Genomic DNA, 17,103 nt, shown 5'->3' with positions numbered 1-17,103 from the left:
GCGCGGACCTGCGTGGTGTTCCCCTGGGGCATGGCGGGCGGGAAGCCCGGTGAAGGCCGGAGGCGGACGGCTCCTCAGTGTCCTTGTCCCGCTTCGCGACAGCGGTCACCGAGCGTTTCGTACGGTGCCGTGGCGGCGGCGCTCGCGTGCCGGGCCGGAGGGCGGCTCAGGAGACGGCGTAGCCGAGCAGTTCGCCCGCCGCGCCCGCCTGCACGGTCGTCGTACGGGAGCCGCGCGCCAGGAACGCGGCGCCGCCGAAACCGCCGGCGCCCGGCGCGCCGATCAGCAGGTCCCGGCCGCGGATCGCCACGGACCAGCCGAACTGGTCCGTGCCCCCGGCCGGGGAGGCGACGAGGGCGCCGCGACTCAGGCCCCGCCGGCGACGGCCGTCGAGGACCTGGACGACGCCGCCGCCCGGAGCGCCCGCGGCGAGGTCGGCCGTGCCGTCGCCGTTCAGGTCGGCGGCCGCCAGCGCGGCTCCCAGCCGGTCCGCGGGGCCGGGCCGGTGGAGGTTCCACACGTCCTCGCCTCCGGAGCCGTACTCGACGTACACGGCGCCCTGGGCGAAGTTCTCCGGCATCGCGGTATCGTCCTCGCCCGGCACTCCGATGGCGAGGTCGTCGGTGCCGTCGTGGTCGAAGTCGCCGGCGGCCAGGGCCGCGCCGAACTCGTCGTAGCGTTCGGGGACGCCGCGGACGCCCGGACTGTCCTCGGTGATCCGCCGGGACCGGTGCGCGGCCGGGTCGACGACCGTCACCGCGCCCGACGCCTCGGTGCCGTCGCCGGGTGCGCCGACGGCGATCTGCGGGTGCCGCCCGCGGCCGAAGGCGCCGAACGCGCCGACGGCCAGGGCCGCGCCGAAGCCGTCGGTCCGGCTCGACCGCTGCCCCACCCAGGAGGTGTGCTGGGTGATCAGGCGGGCGCTGCGCAGACCGCGGGTGAACAGGGCGACACCGCCGCCGCCCGCGAGGCCGGGGATGCCGATCACGAGGTCGTCCCGGCCGTCGTGGTCCAGGTCCGCCGCGGCGAGGGCGGCGCCGAAACGGTCGCTCGCCGGCGTACGGCCGAGGGTCCGTACGTTCAGGGTCAGCCGCGGGCGCAACCCGCCGGGTGAGCCGAAGTAGACCGCGACCGCCCCCGTGCCGTCGGCGCCGGGGCGCGTCCGCCCCTGGTCGGAGGCTGCCACGGCCAGGTCGGCGCAGTGGTCGCCGTCGAAGTCGCCGACGGCGAGCGTGCCGCCGAACCCCGCGCCGGTCTGTGGGAGGCCCGGCCGGAGCCAGGCGGGCCGGCCCCCGTAGCGGACGGCGACCGCCCCGGCCCTGCGGCGGCCGCCGCTCGTCGCGTACGGGGCGCCGAGGACGAGGTCACGGACGCCGTCCCCGTCGAAGTCGGGGACGGCCCCGGCGTGGCAGCGCCGGGCCGGTTCGAGGACCGCGCCGACGGCCCGCGTGCCCGGGCGCCGGGCCGGCGTGGCCACCGTGGCCGCGACACAGGTCGGGAGCAGGATGACGGCGATCACGCTCAGGCGGGTGATGCTCACCCTCGCACGGTGCCCAGGCGGCGGAACGGCCGCCTTCCGGGCGGATGACCAGCCGCTGACTTCTGTGGGTCGAGCCGGAGTCAGCGGTGCAGGGCGCTGCCCTTGAGCCACTTGCGCCAGGGCATCTGGTAGAACGACCAGCCGTTGTCCGGCTCGACCTGCCGGTCCGTCCCGGTGGCGATGACCGGGTCGCCGGGCTGGGAGTGCTTGTAGTACCAGATGGCGTCATCGCGGGACTGGCGGATGCAGCCGTGGCTGCAGTTGCGGTTGCCGAGGCAGCCCTCATCGCCCGGCGTCTGATGGAGGTACTCACCGGCGTTGGAGACGCGGACGGCGTAGTGGATCAGTTCGCTGTAGTAGCCGGGGTCGCCGGGCCCGCGGCCCGGGGAGGTCATCGTGACGTCCTCGTCCTTCTCCATGTTGAGATGGATCCCACTGGTCGTGGTGTACTCGTGGGTCTCGCCGTTGCCCGCGCTGATCGGGATCGTGCGCACCGGCTTGCCGTCCCAGTCCACCCGCATGTGGTGCCCCGCGATGTCGAGGTGGGAGATCTGTGCCCGGCCGATGCGGTACGTCCGGCTGAAGTCCTTGGTGCCGTAGGTGTTGTCCCCGAAGGGAACGCCGGTGAGGTGGGCGACGAGGCGCACCGTCTGGTGGGCCGGCCAGAAGAACTTGGGCCGGTAGACCACCTGCTTGTCGTCGTCGAACCAGTGCCACGCGCCCTCGACCGGTTTGTCGGCGACCACCTGGAGCGCCTTCTCGACCGCCGCACGGTCCTTGATCGCCTTGTTGAAGTTCAAGATGATCGGCAGCCCGACGCCGTAGGTCTCCTTACGGTTCTCTTCCATGACGGGGTCCTGGGACACGGTCACCGTGCTGGGCGTCCCCTCGGTGCGGAAGGTGCTCACCGCGGTGGCCGTTCGCCCGTCGGCGTTCTGGGCGACGGCCCGGACCGTGATGTTCGCTCCCGGCTCGAGGCCCCACCGGGATCGCCACTCGGTGCGGCTCTTGTTGTACTCCCCGGAGACGTTCCGGCCGCCGCTGTCGAGTGCCACGTCGGCCAGCCGGCCGCTCGCGGCACGTACGACGACGGATTGATCGGGACGCACGGCCGACGTTCCGTTGCCCGGCGTGATCAGCACGCGAGCCGCCGCCGCGTCCAATTTGATCTTCTCGGCGCTCTCTCCGGCAGCCCGGTTGCCGCCACTGCAACCCGTGGTCATGACCAGGGCGGTCCCCGTGACCGCGCCGAGCGCCAATTGCGTCCGTATGGCATTGACGTGCATGTGCAGCCCTTCCAACGGCCCAGCCGACGGCAAAATTGATCGACTACGAGATACCCATCGGGGATCGGGAGAATGCAGTCCACTTCGGCCGCCATCAGGGCGTCAAGGAGGAAAAATGGTACGTCGCTGCCTGTTCTGAGTAGTGCACTACTCCGGAGCTTAGGGCGGTTTTACCCTTTTGAGGCGCACATTACGGGATATTCACCCGGATTGCCCGATTTTCGTAACTGGCGTCGAAAGCTCGCCGGAACAACTCCAGCGACCGGCGGACGGCCGATTCGACCTTCGCCTGCTCGGCCTCGTCCCGGACGGTCAGCTTGATCAGCTCGAACGCCTCCCGGGGATGCGCGTCGTCGTACTCCGCGTGCCCGGTCAGCCAGCGGAGGGCGGGCACGTCATCGCCGTACCTCTCGCGGAACGCGGGCAGGACCAGGCGCGTCCACTCCCCCGTGACCCCCTCGATCGCGTAGTTGACCGCGCCGAACGCCTCGGCCAGCCCGCCCCGATAGCAGACCGACCACAGATAGTCGTACAGCGCGCCGACCTCCGGGCAGGGCCGGTGCGAGACGATTTCCTCGAAGCCGATGCCGTGCGCGGCCGCCCAGTCGGCGTACCACTGGGCGTGCAGGGCCTCGGTACGGATGTTCCCGATCAGCCAGTCGCGGGCCAGGATGTCCCCGGGGATCTGACCGAATGTGGTCTTGGCCAGATAGACGCCCATGTACTTGGGGAACGCCTCCACGACGCAGAAGAAATCAAGGAGGATCCGCCGCCACGCCTCTTCCGGGAACGGCCCGTGGACCGTCTCGGCGAAGATCTTCGCCTCGAGCACCGACGTCCAGTCCGGACGGAGCGAATCGACCATCGACCGAGCCCATGCGGGATGCGGGGTCTCGGTGAGTTCGCTCTTCACCATGCGGTGATGACGGGTCCGAGAGGGGACCTGTGAATGGTCGCCGACAGTGGTCGCCATGATCTGACTCCTCGCTCGTTCACCCGAGTATCCGTGCGCCCTTCACATAGGGTCAATATCCGCGTTTTCATATAAGCCGGAGCTCACTCCCCCGCCACCGGAGACCTGAGTGCAACGCGAACACGCCATCGTCGTCGGCGGAAGCATGGCCGGCCTGCTCGCCGCCCGCGTCCTGACCGCCCACTTCGAACGCGTCACCCTCGTCGAACGCGACCCGTTCCCCACCGAGCCGGTGTTCCGGCCGGGCGTACCCCAGTCCCCGCATCTGCACGTGCTCTGGACGCGCGGCCGGGAGATCGTCGAGGCGCTGCTCCCCGGTCTGGAGGACACGCTACGGGCGGCCGGCGCCGAGGAGGTCCGCGTGCCCGCCGACGTCCTCTGGCTGACCTCGGCGGGCTGGCGGGAGCGCTTCGACGTGACGCGGCTGCTGACGTTCAGCCGCCCGCTCCTCGACTGGGCCGTACGGAACCGGCTCACCGCACCGCCCGACGGTGCGCGGAAGCCCATCGACATCCTCGACGGGCACCGGGTGACCGGGCTCGTCCCCCGCGGCCGGGACGTCGCCGGGGTCGTCCTCGGCGCCGAGGGCGAACTGCACGCCGACCTGGTCGTCGACGCGACCGGCCGCGGGTCGCGGGCACCGGAATGGCTCGCCCGGCTCGGTCACCCGGCGCCGCCCGAGACGCGGGTGGACCCCCTCCTCGGGTACGCCAGCCGCTGTTACGCCATACCGCCCGGCTTCGAGCCCGGCTGGAAGGCGCTGTACATCCAGGCCGACCCACCCGCGACGCGGCGCACCGGCGGGCTGTTCCCCCAGGAGGGCGGTCGCTGGATCTGCAGCCTGTCCGGCGCGGGCCGCGACTACGGCCCGGCGGAGGAGACGGCGTTCCTGGAGTTCGCCAAGGGGCTGCGCAGCCCCGTCCTGTACGAGGCCATCCGCGACGCCGAGCCGCTCACGCCGATCGTCGCGTTCCGCCGGACCGCCAACCACCGCCGGCACTACGACCGGCTGCCGTCCTGGCCGCGCGGGTTCGTCGTCACCGGCGACGCGGCCTGCGCGTTCAACCCCATCTACGGCCAGGGGATGAGCGTGGCCGCCGTCGCGGCCCTGGCCCTCGACCGCTGCCTGCGCGACGCCCGTCCCGGCTTCGAACGTCGCTTCCAGCGCGGCGCCGCCCGGAGCGCCGCCGGAGCGTGGCTCGTCGCCACCGGCGAGGACCTGCGCTACCGGGAGACGGTCGCCGCGCCCGTACGGCTCCGGACCCGCGTCATCAACGCGTACGTCGACGAGGTCGTCGCCACCGCCAACGTCGACCCGCTGGTGTGCGAACGCCTGGTCCACGTCCTGGCGCTGATGGCCGCACCGACGTCGCTGTTCGCCCCGGCGGTGCTCGCGCGGGTCGCCGCCAACCGCGTCCGGCGACCCGCCCCAATCCCCATGCCGACTCGCCCGTCCTGACCCGTCCCCGGCCCTCAGGCCGGGGAGCGCGTCAATCGCCGGACGACGGCGGGAAGCGACGGCGGAAACGGTCGAACGGGCCGACCCAGCCGGAGTCGTGCTCGGGTGGGGGCTGGGTACGCGCGGCGTCGTTCGCCGGGTCGTCGGCGGACGGATCGCTCTCCTGCCCCGGTGCGGACCCCTGGGGCACGCCCGGCAGACCCGGCCCGCCGGGTACGCCGGTGGGGCTCCCTCCGCCATGGGCGGGCGAGGCGCCGGGGACGCCCGGCCGGCCTGGGAGACCCGGTCCGCCGGTGGAGCCCGGCGCAAAGTACGTCGGTCCCGTATCCGGCGCCGCGCCGGCCTGACCGGGCGCGGCCTGGCCTGGCTGGGCGGGCTGGCCGGGCGCGGGGTACGACGTCCCGCCGTACGCCGGCGGGCCGGGTCGGGCTCCGCCCGGAAGAGGAGGGGAGCCTCCCGCGCCTGGCCCCGTGCCGGGGAACGATGGCGGAGACGGGGGTACCGGCCGCGGACCCGGCGGCGAAGGTGATGGTGCGGGAGCGAGCGGGTCGGCCGACGGCGGGCCCTGCGGATCGGCCGCCGCCCGGCCGGGCAACCCCGGATCGAGCGGTCCCTGCGGGCGGAAGCGCGGGTCGATCGACGGGCTCCCCGGTCGGCGCGGATCGCCCAACGGGAAGCCCGCCCCCTGCCGGTCGGCCAACGGATCACCCGCACCCCGCGGGTCGGACACCGGGACGCTCGGGCTCCGCGGATCCGTCAACGGATCGCCCAACGGGACGCTGGAGCCCCACGGAGCGGGCGCGGGGACGCTCGGGCCCCGTGGATCGGACAACGGATCGGCCGATCCCTGCCGGTCGGCCACCGGGACACCCGGAGCCCGCGGGTCGGACAGCGGATCGCCCCCACCCCGCGAATCGCCCAACGGGACGCTCGGGCCCCACGGAGCGGGCGCGGGGACGCTCGGGCCCCGCGGATCGGACAACGGATCGCTTCCGCCCTGCGGATCACTCAACGGATCGGCCGATCCCTGCGGGTCGGACAACGGGACACCCGGAGGCCGCGGGTGGGGCGCCGGGAGGCTCGGGTTCCGTGGATCGGGCAACGGATCGACCGGCCCCTGCCGGTCGGCCGACGGGTCGTCGGGGGCCTGAGGAGCGGCCGACGGGTCGCTCGGCTCCTGCGGGCCGGCCGATGAGTCGGCCGCCGGTTCGGCCTGGGCCTGCGGATCGGCGGTCGGCCGCGCGTGCCGAGCCGAGATCGTGGGTCTCAGATGGCCTTTGGCGAACTGCTCCACCTGGGCCTTGGCCTCATCGGCGTCGGCCCGCGCGGCGTCACGCTCGGCGATCATCGTGGCGAGCGCGGCGCGGAGCTGGTCCAGCATGCTCGAGCGCTCCTTGGCCTGCAGCCGGTACTGATCCAGCCGGGCCTGTGCCTTCTCCAGCTCACGGCGGGCGGACTCGAGCTCCTCGGTGAGCCGCGCGCCCTCGTCCAGCCGAGGCCGCGCCGCGTCGAGCTCCCCGCGCGAGGTCGCGAGATCGGCACGGACCGTCTCCAACTCGCCTCGAGCGCTCTCCAGCTCGGGACGGACGCCCTTCAGCTCGGTATGCGCCTCGTCCCGCTCGATGCGAGTCCGTTCCAGCTCCGTACGGGCTTCGTCCCGCTCAGTACGTGTCCGTTCAAGCTCCGTACGCGTCGCGTCCTGCTCCGTGCGAGTGCGTTCCAGCTCGGTATGCGCCTCGTCCCGCTCAGTGCGGGTGCGTTCCAGCTCGCCGCGCAGCTCTTCGAGCTCGGCCAGGGCCGTCTCCCGCTGGCCGCTCACCTCATCGGCGTGCGCCCGTGCCTCCAGAGCCTGGCGATCCGCCGCGGCCCGTGCCTGCTCCGCGGCCGCCCGGGAGTTCTGTGCGAGTTCGGCCGTGGTGCGCATCTTGTCCAGCTCGGACTCGGCGGCCCGGAGCCGCGAGCGCATCTCCTCCACCGCCACGGCCCGCTTCTGCAACTCCTTGGCCTCGGCCAGCTCCGCCCGGTATCGCGCGATCTCGTCGCGGGCCAGGTCCAACGCCGAGGTCAGCTCGGTGGTCCGGTGCGTGAGACGGTCGCGTTCCTCGCGTACGGCGGTGGCCGCCTCGGTCGCCGCCTCCGCCGTCCGGGTCGCCTGGTCGCCGAGGTCGCGCGCGGCGTCCCGGTCCGAACGGGCGGCCTCCAGCCGGGCGGTCAGGTCGGCGACGCCGGCCTCGGCCTGCTCGGCGCGGCGCCGTACGTCTCCGAGCTGGGCGAGCACCTGCTCGGCGTCCAGCCGGGCCGCCTCGCGGTCCCGCTGGGCCTCGGCGACGGCGGCGGCCGCCTCCGCCCTCGCCTCCGCGATCCGCCGCTCGACGCCCGCGACGCTCAGATCCGCCGTCAGGGACATGGCCAGGAGCTCGGCGACGTCCTCCAGGCGTTCGACCATGTCCCAGGTCCGCGCGACCTGGCCGGCGAGGCCCGGGGAGTCCTGGTCGCGGCGGCGCCGCTCGGCCGCGGCGCGGGCGCAGGCGCCGTCATTGTCGACGCAGTACCGCAGGACGGGTCCCGCCTCGCCCGGCTGGGGGATCGGACGCCCGCAGTAGGCACAGGGGCGCGCATCGGCGTCGCCCCCGTCCTGGAGCGGGGGCAGAGCCTCGCGTGTTCCCGGCGTGCCATCCGCCGGGCGGGTGCCCGGCCCCGGCGTACCGTCCGCCAGGTAGGCGCCCGATCCCGGCGTACCGTCCACCACGTGGGCGCCCGGCCCCGGCGGGCCGTCCACCACGTGGGCGCCCGATCCCGGCGGGCCGTCCACCACGTGAGTGCCCGGCCCCGGCGGGTGGTCCGGGGGGCGCAGCTCGCCCTCCCCGCCGGTCACGGGCTCGGAGCCCGCCTGCGGGGGGCCGTCGGTCTCCACCGGGGTCTCGTCCCGTAGGCCGTCCTCTTCGGCGGGAACGTTCCCCTGCGGGCCGTCCGCCGCCGCGGTGGCCTCTTCCGCCGGTGGCGGAGAGACGTCCGCGCCGGTCGCGGACCGGTCCGTACCGGGCGGGCCGGCAGGGCCCGGGGCGAAGCCGTCGCCGGAGGGCACGGCGGCATCGGACTCGGGCACGTTGTCGTCCGTCGGGCCGGACACTCTCATCCCCCCTGCGATCCGTAATCGGGATGATCTCGACTGTCAGCTCGAAGACCGTATCTCCCTTCGTCCCCTCCGGGGAACGCAACGGCGAGGTTCGGTGCCCGGACATTCGGAAGGGCCCGGCAGCGGCGGTGTGCCGGGCCCTTCCCTCCTCCACTCGGTCGCCTGGAGAAGCGGATCAGAGCGATGGGGAGAGGCGGGATCACGATGGATCCTGAACGGGTCGTCCGCGTGTCTCCAGGTAGTCACAACGCTAACTCCGCGGACAGGTCAGCAAGACGAATCGGGCGTTGACACAAATTCACAACATCTGTCCCCAGGGCGGCGCAACTCCCCGACCACATCCCTGCGACGGCGCCGTGAAGAGGATCCGGCCGTGCGGCTGAGTACGGGTGACCGCCGAACGCCTCGGAAAGGTCGGAAATGACAAGCGGCCGGGGCGCCCCACCTGTGGGATGCCCCGGCCGCCGTATTCTCGGTGTCTCAGCCGGCGCTCATGCCGCCGGTCTCGCTCTCCGGCGGGGTGCTGCCGGCGCCGACGACCACCTCGGCGCCCTCGCCGAGCTGGTACCGGTCGATCGCCTTCTGCAGGACCTCCTGCTTGATCTCGCCGCGCCGGGCCAGCCGGGTCAGCACGGCGAGGGTGATCGACGCCGCGTCCACGTGGAAGAAGCGGCGGGCCGCGGCCCGGGTGTCGGAGAACCCGAACCCGTCGGTGCCCAGCGACGACCAGTCGCCCGGCACCCACGGCGCGATCTGGTCCGGGACGGCGCGCATGAAGTCGCTCACCGCGACGACCGGGCCGGGCTGCCCGTCGAGCGTGCGGGTGACGTACGGGACGCGCTGCTCGTCGTCGGGGTGCAGGAGGTTCCACTCGTCGCAGGCGACGGCCTCCCGGCGCAGTTCGGTCCAGGAGGTGGCGGACCAGACGTCGGCGGCCACGCCCCACTCCTCGGCGAGCATCCGCTGGGCCTCCAGGGCCCACCGGAGCCCGACGCCGGAGCCGAGGATCTGCGCGCCCGGCGCCTCGCCCTCGACCTGCGGCGCCTCGGCGTACCGGTACAGGCCCTTGAGCAGGCCGCCGACGTCGAGGTCGGCCGGCTCGGCGGGCTGCTGGTACGGCTCGTTGTAGACGGTGAGGTAGTAGAAGACGTCCTCGCCGTTCGGGTGCTCCTCGCTCGAGCCGTACATGCGCCGCAGCGCGTCCTTGATGATGTGCGCCAGCTCGAACGCCCACGCCGGGTCGTAGTAGACGCACGCCGGGTTGGTCGCGGCGAGCAGCGGCGAGTGGCCGTCGTTGTGCTGCAGGCCCTCACCGGTGAGGGTGGTGCGGCCGGCGGTCGCGCCGAGCAGGAAGCCGCGGCTCATCTGGTCGGCCATCGCCCAGATGCTGTCGCCGGTCCGCTGGAACCCGAACATCGAGTAGAAGATGTAGACGGGGATCATGTGCACGCCGTGCGTGGCGTACGCCGTGCCGGCCGCGATGGCGGAGCCGACGGCGCCCGCCTCGCTGATGCCCTCGTGCAGCATCTGGCCCTGCTCGGACTCCTTGTAGGACAGCAGCAGCTTGCGGTCGACCGCTTCGTACGTCTGTCCGTGCGGCGAGTAGATCTTCGCCGACGGGAAGAGCGAGTCCATGCCGAACGTGCGGTACTCGTCCGGGGCGATCGGCACGAAGCGGGCGCCGAGGTTCTCGTCCTTGATCAGGTCCTTGAGCAGCCGGACGAACGCCATCGTCGTCGCGACGTTCTGCTTGCCGGAGCCCTTCTTCAGCTCGGCGTAGACCGGGTCGCCGGGGAGCTTGAGGGCCTTCGCCCGGTTGAGCCGCTTGGGCAGGTAACCGCCGAGGGCCATGCGCCGCTCGCGCATGTACTGCACCTCGTCGGAGTCCTCGCCCGGGTGGTAGTACGGCGGCAGCTCCGCTTCGAGGGCCGAGTCGGGGATGTCGAGGTAGAGCCGGTCGCGGAACTCCTTCAGCTCGGCCTTGGTGAGCTTCTTCATCTGGTGCGTGGCGTTGCGCGCCTCGAAGTCCGGCCCGAGCGTCCACCCCTTGATCGTGTGGGTGAGGATGACGGTCGGCTGGCCGACGTGCTCACGGGCCGCCTTGAACGCGGCGTACAGTTTGCGGTAGTCGTGGCCGCCGCGCGACAGCTTGCGGATGTCGTCGTCGGACATGTGCTCGACCATCTTGCGCAGCCGGGGGTCGTCGCCGAAGAAGTGCTCGCGAATGTACTCGCCGGTCTCGACGGTGTAGGTCTGGAACTGGCCGTCCGGCGTGGTGTTCATCTTGTTGACGAGCGCGCCGTCGACGTCCTGGGCGAGCAGCGGGTCCCAGTCGCGACCCCAGATGACCTTGATGACGTTCCAGCCGGCGCCGCGGAAGAACGACTCCAGCTCCTGGATGATCTTGCCGTTGCCGCGGACCGGCCCGTCGAGCTGCTGCAGGTTGCAGTTGATGACGAAGGTGAGGTTGTCCAGCTCCTCGCGGGCGGCGAGGCCGATCGCGCCGAGGGACTCGGGCTCGCCCATCTCGCCGTCACCGAGGAACGCCCACACGTGCGACCGCGAGGTGTCCTTGATCTTCCGGTTGTACAGATAGCGGTTGAACCGGGCCTGATAGATCGAGTTGATCGCGGTGAGGCCCATGGAGACCGTGGGGAACTCCCAGAAGTCCGGCATCAGGCGCGGGTGCGGGTAGGACGAGAGCCCGCCGCCCGGGTGGGAGATCTCCTGGCGGAACCCGTCGAGCTTGTCCTCGGGCAGCCGGCCCTCGAGGAACGCGCGGGCGTAGATGCCCGGCGCGGCGTGGCCCTGGATGAAGACCTGGTCGCCGGACTCGCCGTGGTCCTTGCCGCGGAAGAAGTGGTTGAACCCGACCTCGTACAGCGACGCGGCGGAGGCGTAGGTCGCGATGTGGCCGCCGACCGACAGCTCCGGGCGGTTCGCCCGCGAGACCATGATCGCGGCGTTCCACCGGATATAGGCGCGGATGCGGCGTTCGACGTACTCGTCACCGGGGAACCAGGGCTCGCGCTCCGGCGGGATCGTGTTGATGTAGTCCGTGCTGCGCAGGCCGGGCACGCCGACCTGCTGCTCTCGGGCCCGCTCCAGCAGCCGCAGCATGAGGTAGCGGGCGCGCGAGCGGCCCTCGGTCTTGATGACCGTGTCGAGCGACTCCAGCCACTCCCGGGTCTCATCAGGGTCGATGTCCGGAAGCTGACTGGGGAGGCCGTCGCTGATGATCGAAAAGCGCTGGCGTCCGGAAGCCACGGGTTCCCCTTCGCTTCGTGCCCACCCAGGTCAGGTGATGGATCGTTGCTGTCCCGACCATCGTCGTACGTCAGGACCGGTAACGCATCTCTACTGCCGGGTAACCGTTCGGTACGGCTTCCCATCGGCCTCGAGCCGTACGAGGCTGTGTGGAGAGCCACCGCTCAGGGGATACCCGCGGTCGGGAGGTGAAACGAGGATGGAAGCGGCCGTTGGTGACCGGTTGCACGTCCACGGCAACACCGTCGGACAGGCCGACCGGACAGGAAAGATCATTGAAGTGCGCGGCACCTCCGGGGGACCGCCCTATCTCGTCCGCTTTGACGATGGGCACACCGGTCTGGTGTACCCGGGGCCGGATGCCGTGATCGAGCCGGAAGAGTAGACATGTACGCATGATGAGCAAAGTGATAAGCGTGGCCACCGGGAGCAAGGAGGTCGTGCACGACATCACCGGCGAATGCCTCAGTTTCCTGCGAGACATCGGGGCGTCCGACGGATTGCTCAACCTCTTCGTTCCGCACGCGACCGCCGGCCTCGCGCTCATAGAGCTCGGCTCCGGCAGTGACCAAGACCTCTTGTCCGCGTTGAGCGAATTGCTCCCGGCGGACGATCGGTGGGCTCACGCACACGGATCCCGCGGCCACGGCCGCTCCCACGTCATGCCGGCGTTCATCGCGCCGTACGCCACGATCCCGGTGATCGACGGGAAACCGGCGATGGGCACCTGGCAATCGGTGGCTGTGGTCGACCTCAACGTGGACAATGTCGTGCGCAAGGTGCGACTCAGCTTCATCACCGGGGGTTGAGAGAAGTGGCCGGGTTCGCTCACTTGCGGGTCAGACACTTGCGCACGGGGCGGTCCGCCGTGTGAACTGTCCGGCAATGCCGCACCCGGAGGGTCGGGCGGTAAACAACATGGGCATGTTTGACATTCGCGGCCCACAACACAGGGAGGACGTTCGTGAGCGCGACCGCGGGTCAGGCGCAGAGCAGCCTGGCCGAACGGCTCGGCATCAAGCCGAACCAGGTGGTGCAGGAGATCGGCTACGACGAGGACACCGACCAGGAGCTGCGCAGCTCCATCGAGTCGGTCTCGGGTAGCGAGCTGGTCGACGAGGACTACGGCGACGTCGTCGACGTCGTGCTGCTGTGGTGGCGCGAGGACGACGGCGATCTGTTCGACGCCTTGTCCGACGCACTCACCACACTGGCGGACGGCGGCCACATCTGGCTGCTCACGCCGAAGGCGGGGCGCGAGGGCCACGTCGAGCCGAGCGACATCCTCGAGGCCGCCCAGCAGGCCGGACTGTCGCAGACCAAGAGCATCAGCGCGGCCCAGGAGTGGTCGGGCACGCGTCTGGTCTCGCCCAAGGCACGGCGTTGACCTTTCCCGCCGAGGAACGGACCGTGCGGAGAGAGGGCTGACGGGCGTGTGAGACGTGTCAGCCCGCGGGGGTTCCCTCGATCCGCCGATGCGCCGGGTGGCAGACTGGCGTACGGCCAGACTCGGCGAGGAAGGGTGACACCACATGGCGGTTGAGGTCGGCGAATCCGCACCGGACTTCGAGCTCAAGGATCAGCACGGGACCCCCGTGCGGCTGTCGGACTTCCAGGGGAAGAAGACCGTCGTTCTGGTCTTCTACCCGCTGGCGTTCAGCGGCGTGTGCACCGGCGAGCTCTGCACGATCCGCGACGAGCTGCCCACTCTGGGCGGCGACGACGTGCAGGTCCTCGCGGTGTCGGTCGACTCGATGTTCTCGCATCGGGCCTGGGCCGACCAGGAGAACTACCAGTTCCCGCTGCTGTCGGACTTCTGGCCGCACGGTGCGGTGGCGAAGGCCTACGGGATCTTCGACGAGGACCGGGGCATCGCGACGCGCGGCACCTACATCATCGACAAGACCGGTGTCGTGCGGTGGAAGGTGGAGAACGCCATCCCCGACGCCCGTGACCTCGACGAGTACCGCAAGGCGCTCGCCGACATCGCTTAGTCGCCTGTGGCCGGGCCCGCACGGGCCCGGCCCCGGATCCCACCGGAGGCGCCATGCCCTGCTACCGCTGCGGGGCCCGGCAGACGGACCCGGATCGCGGCCCCAGTCCCTGGCGACGGGGAGTCCGCGCGGATCGGCAGGTCCTGATCTGCCCCGGCTGCCAGCACGGCCGGGACTGGGCCCGGGAGCTCGATCACTGCACGGCGTGCGGGGCCACCATGCTGGTGTGCCGCCTCGGCGAGGTCGAGTGCCGCGCCTGCGGGCAGGTACGGGCCGTCGAACGGGCGCCCGAGACGCCGGTGTCCCCCTCCGACAGTCCCGGGCTGTCCGAAGAGGTCGCCGCCGCGCTCAGCCGCTTGCTGGGGAGCGACCCCACCCCCTGATCCACTCTGGCCGCCGGCCGATCGTCCTGGTCGCCGTGCCGGCCGCCGCCTGATCCCGAACGCCTCCGGCGCGGGGCCCGCCATGCGATCAACCAGACACCTTTTGATCAGTTGATGTGATCAAAGCCCCATTCACCGGCATTTAACGAAATGTCAACCTGCGGTATGGCATGATCCTTCCGCTCCTGCTGACGGGCGATCGCAGGGCTGAGGGGGAAGAGCGTGGCGGGGAGCCCTGCGCGGACGATCGCGGGTCTGGCGGCTGCGGCGACATGTGTCGGACTTCTCGGCGTCGCCGGCCCCGCAGGGGCCGCCCAGCAGCGGACGCTCCCGGTCCGGGCCGGGTTCGTCCAGGTCGTCGCCCACCCGGACGACGATCTCCTGTTCATGTCCCCGGACCTGACGAACGACCTCCGCCGCGGCGAGAGCGTCACGACGGTCGTGCTCACCGCGGCCGAGGGCCACGCCGGGATGAATGACACCCACGACGCCCTCGCGTACGTCGCGCAACGTCGCCAGGGGCTGCACGCCGCGTACGCCGCCATGGCCGGCGTCGCCGACGGCTGGTCCGTCGAGACGGTCCGCTCCGGTCGGGTGAACATCGAGGTGCACACGCTGACGGCGCGCCCGAACGTCCACCTGGCGTTCCTCGGCCTGCCCGACGGCCGCGACCCCCGCGTCCACATCGGCAGACGGGCGGTCGCCCAGCTCGAGGCCGACCGCGGCTCGACCAAGTGCGCCTCGACCGTGACGCCGCCGTTGTCGCCGTACGCCCACTGCTACACCCACGCCGACGTCGTCCGTGCCCTGGTCACCCTGTTCCAGCGGTACCGTCCCACGGTCGTACGGACGCAGGACCCGTCGCCCGACCGGCGCTACACCGCCGACCACACCGATCACAAGGCGACGGCTCAGTTCGCGACCGAGGCGGTCGCCGCGTACGGCCGGCCCGTGGCCCAGGTCGACTACCGCGACTACAACCTCAGCGACACGCCGGTGAACCTCGGCAGGGCCGCCTCGACCGCCAAGCAGCGCTTCTTCGCCGACTACCGGGCCGACGACTACCGGATCAACCCGGAGGCCAAGAACTTCGCGTCCTGGCAGCTGCGCATGCGCTACCGCTGGCCCCGGGGAGCCTCCTGGACGACCCGCGCGGACGACGGACGACTGCAGGCGTTCGCGGTCCTCTCCGGCCGGCTGTACACGTGGTGGCAGACGCCCACCGGCTGGTCCGGGCCGGCCTCGCTCGGCGGCAGTGGCCTCGCGCCGTCCATCGCCACCGCCGACGGCCAGGTCTTCGCCCGCCGGGGCGGTCAGATCGTCGTCGCCCGCCCCCGCTACGCCGGCGGCAGATGGACGGTCACCTGGACCGGGCTCGGCGCCGCGACGGGCACCCCCGTGGCCGTACCCGGCCGTACCGGCCACCCCGCCCTGTTCGTCCGGAACGCCAGGGGCGGAGTCAGCGTGCGGTGCCAGTCCACGGACGGATCGTGGACCTCGTGGCAGGAGCTGCGCGGCCCCGCGGCCGGGACCGCCCGCAGGCGTGCCGTGGCGCCCTCCTCCCCCACGCCCCGCAGGACCGTCCCGCGCCGTTCCCCGACGGCATCGGCCACCCCGAGCACGACCCCGACGCCGAGCGCCTCGCCGTCGGCGCGCCGCCCTGTCCTGCCCTCCCTCCCGCTGCCCCGCGTGAGCACCATCCCGGCTCCCGGCCGCACCCCGGCGACCCCGCGGACGACCCCGCGCAGCGGCGGCCCCGCCTCCCCCCGGCACACCGCGGTTCCCCGGAAGAAGGCCGCCGCGGCGCCCGCCCGCAAGCGCCCCCGGGTCAACCCTCCCGGCCGGGACGTCCAGGACGGCATGGACGCCGTCGGCGGCAGCCCGGGAATCGAGCTGTTCGCGCCGACCCGTACCCAGGTGCTGCAGTGGCGGCAGGGCACGGGCTGCACCTTCGTGTACGCGGGCGCGGTCCCCGGCGTACGGCCGGGCGGACCCATCACCGCGACCCGTGACGCCGGCGGCAACCCGACCCTCGTGTACGAGGAGGCGGGCACCACGGCGATCCGCCAGGCCAAGGAGACCGGCCGTACGTGGAGCGGCCCCGCCACTCCGTTGCGGGCGGTGTTCCACGAGACCGGCGAGGCTCCGGTGCCGACCGGCAGCCGCGTCCCGCCGCCCGCCCTGCCGCTCCCGCCGATCGGCGTTCCCATGGTCGCCACCGACCGGACCGGCCAGGTGTACGCCCTCGCGCTGGCCGAGGACGGCCGCCTGTACGTCACGTCCCGCAGCCCCGCCGGCATCTACGGCCCCTGGCGTCCCGTGGCCTGATTCCGTTTCGCGAGCAGGGGGAAGATCCCGGTAGGCTGTGGCGCGCCGGGTCCTTCCGGCAGCGGGCGCATAGCTCAGTGGTTAGAGCACTGGTCTTACAAACCAGGAGTCGCTGGTTCGAATCCAGCTGTGCCCACCCTGTCATGTCTCAGGACATCGGAACGACCCTGGACCTTCATTGGGTTCGGGGTCGTTCGCGTTGTGGGCCGGGTGGACGACCCGCGCCTGCCCGTCAGCCTGTCGGTAGACCGATCTGGTCGTGTTCGAGCACTGAGCGGAGCTCCGCGAGGGCCTGCGCGGCGGCCGACGCCGACGAACTCCCGAGGACGCCTCCGATCAGTTCGGCCAGCCGCTCGGTGAAGGTTCCCTCCGCCGCGTCGACGAGTCGCAGGCCGTCGTCCGTCAGGGCCAGCAGTGATGACCGGCGATCCGATGGGTTCGGTTGCCGCACGATCCATCCCTGTCTCTCCAGGCGGTCGGCGCCCTTGCTCATCGCCCCGATTCCGGCGGCGAACTCGGCGGCGAGGTCCGCCACCCGGGACCCGGGATGGTCGCGGAGGTAGCGCAGGAACTCGAACTGGGACGTGACGATCCCGTGCCGCTCGCGAAGACGGTCGTTCAGGGCGTTGTAGAGACGCGTCTCGCACCGGACGAGGTCGCCGAAGAAGCCCGGGAGGTCGACCGGGTCCCCGCTTGACTTGTATGCCACGGCATATAGTGTACCGGCATGCACTTGC

Annotated in this window: 13 protein-coding genes and 1 tRNA gene; 8 read left to right on the top strand and 6 right to left on the bottom strand. The window is 71.9% G+C overall.

All coding sequences use genetic code 11. The features are described 5' to 3' along the window. Positions 1–166: 166 nt before the first annotated feature. The 3 genes from AB0L00_RS12800 to AB0L00_RS12790 form a co-directional block, all read right to left on the bottom strand. On the bottom strand, positions 167–1,540 hold the full coding sequence (locus tag AB0L00_RS12800) for an FG-GAP and VCBS repeat-containing protein (RefSeq protein ID WP_364432353.1): 1,374 nt from the start codon (positions 1,538–1,540) through the stop codon (positions 167–169). Positions 1,541–1,620: 80 nt separating this feature from the next. Then, positions 1,621–2,826: an Ig-like domain-containing protein gene (locus tag AB0L00_RS12795; protein ID WP_364432350.1), complete on the bottom strand. Its 1,206-nt coding sequence runs from the start codon at positions 2,824–2,826 to the stop codon at positions 1,621–1,623. Between the two features lie 190 nt (positions 2,827–3,016). After that, positions 3,017–3,799 (bottom strand): iron-containing redox enzyme family protein, encoded by a 783-nt coding sequence (locus AB0L00_RS12790; RefSeq protein ID WP_364432347.1) that lies wholly within the window; start codon positions 3,797–3,799, stop codon positions 3,017–3,019. Positions 3,800–3,908: 109 nt separating this feature from the next. On the opposite strand from AB0L00_RS12790, the gene AB0L00_RS12785 reads away from it, so the two are divergent. Further along, complete coding sequence (locus AB0L00_RS12785) at positions 3,909–5,258, top strand: hypothetical protein (RefSeq protein ID WP_364432345.1); 1,350 nt, start codon at positions 3,909–3,911, stop codon at positions 5,256–5,258. A 31-nt stretch (positions 5,259–5,289) separates the two neighbouring features. Here the strand turns inward: AB0L00_RS12785 and AB0L00_RS12780 are convergent, their stop codons facing one another. Continuing rightward, the gene (locus AB0L00_RS12780; RefSeq protein ID WP_364432342.1) at positions 5,290–8,364 is read right to left on the bottom strand and encodes a hypothetical protein; all 3,075 of its coding nucleotides are present in this window, start codon (positions 8,362–8,364) and stop codon (positions 5,290–5,292) included. A gap of 510 nt (positions 8,365–8,874) precedes the next feature. Further along, on the bottom strand, positions 8,875–11,661 hold the full coding sequence (aceE, locus tag AB0L00_RS12775) for a pyruvate dehydrogenase (acetyl-transferring), homodimeric type (protein WP_364432340.1): 2,787 nt from the start codon (positions 11,659–11,661) through the stop codon (positions 8,875–8,877). 199 nt (positions 11,662–11,860) lie between these two features. On the opposite strand from aceE, the gene AB0L00_RS12770 reads away from it, so the two are divergent. The 7 genes from AB0L00_RS12770 to AB0L00_RS12740 all read left to right on the top strand — a co-directional run bounded on the left by AB0L00_RS12770 (position 11,861) and on the right by AB0L00_RS12740 (position 16,502). Next, positions 11,861–12,046: a DUF1918 domain-containing protein gene (locus AB0L00_RS12770; protein WP_345364104.1), complete on the top strand. Its 186-nt coding sequence runs from the start codon at positions 11,861–11,863 to the stop codon at positions 12,044–12,046. A 10-nt stretch (positions 12,047–12,056) separates the two neighbouring features. Then, positions 12,057–12,470 carry a secondary thiamine-phosphate synthase enzyme YjbQ gene (locus AB0L00_RS12765; protein WP_364432339.1) on the top strand — a complete coding sequence of 138 codons (414 nt, stop codon included), beginning with the start codon at positions 12,057–12,059 and terminating at the stop codon, positions 12,468–12,470. A gap of 155 nt (positions 12,471–12,625) precedes the next feature. Then, positions 12,626–13,048, top strand: coding sequence for a DUF3052 domain-containing protein (locus tag AB0L00_RS12760; RefSeq protein WP_345364100.1), 423 nt, complete (start codon positions 12,626–12,628; stop codon positions 13,046–13,048). Positions 13,049–13,193: 145 nt separating this feature from the next. Next, the gene (locus tag AB0L00_RS12755) at positions 13,194–13,655 is read left to right on the top strand and encodes a peroxiredoxin (protein WP_364432337.1); all 462 of its coding nucleotides are present in this window, start codon (positions 13,194–13,196) and stop codon (positions 13,653–13,655) included. A 53-nt stretch (positions 13,656–13,708) separates the two neighbouring features. Then, on the top strand, positions 13,709–14,038 hold the full coding sequence (locus AB0L00_RS12750; protein ID WP_364432335.1) for a hypothetical protein: 330 nt from the start codon (positions 13,709–13,711) through the stop codon (positions 14,036–14,038). Positions 14,039–14,260: 222 nt separating this feature from the next. Next, entirely contained in the window at positions 14,261–16,366 is a 2,106-nt protein-coding gene (locus tag AB0L00_RS12745; RefSeq protein ID WP_364432332.1) for a PIG-L family deacetylase, read from the top strand. 63 nt (positions 16,367–16,429) lie between these two features. After that, positions 16,430–16,502, top strand: a tRNA-Val gene (locus AB0L00_RS12740). Between the two features lie 96 nt (positions 16,503–16,598). Here AB0L00_RS12740 and AB0L00_RS12735 read toward each other — a convergent pair. Beyond that, positions 16,599–17,075, bottom strand: a complete 477-nt coding sequence (locus tag AB0L00_RS12735; RefSeq protein WP_364432329.1) for a MarR family transcriptional regulator — start codon at positions 17,073–17,075, stop codon at positions 16,599–16,601. Positions 17,076–17,103 lie beyond the last annotated feature (28 nt).

This window comes from Actinoallomurus sp. NPDC052308, assembly GCF_040679195.1.
Lineage (GTDB): Bacteria > Actinomycetota > Actinomycetes > Streptosporangiales > Streptosporangiaceae > Actinoallomurus > Actinoallomurus liliacearum.
The sequence above is the reverse complement of the archived record's forward strand: the minus strand, read 5'-3'. Positions and strand labels throughout refer to the sequence as shown.

Coding starts and splice junctions, on each gene's coding strand:
- AB0L00_RS12795 (WP_364432350.1), bottom strand. CDS start 2,826: ATGCACGTCAATGCCATACGGACGCAATTGGCGCTCGGCGCGGTCACG.
- AB0L00_RS12755 (WP_364432337.1), top strand. CDS start 13,194: ATGGCGGTTGAGGTCGGCGAATCCGCACCGGACTTCGAGCTCAAGGAT.
- AB0L00_RS12750 (WP_364432335.1), top strand. CDS start 13,709: ATGCCCTGCTACCGCTGCGGGGCCCGGCAGACGGACCCGGATCGCGGC.
- AB0L00_RS12765 (WP_364432339.1), top strand. CDS start 12,057: ATGATGAGCAAAGTGATAAGCGTGGCCACCGGGAGCAAGGAGGTCGTG.
- AB0L00_RS12790 (WP_364432347.1), bottom strand. CDS start 3,799: ATGGCGACCACTGTCGGCGACCATTCACAGGTCCCCTCTCGGACCCGT.
- AB0L00_RS12770 (WP_345364104.1), top strand. CDS start 11,861: ATGGAAGCGGCCGTTGGTGACCGGTTGCACGTCCACGGCAACACCGTC.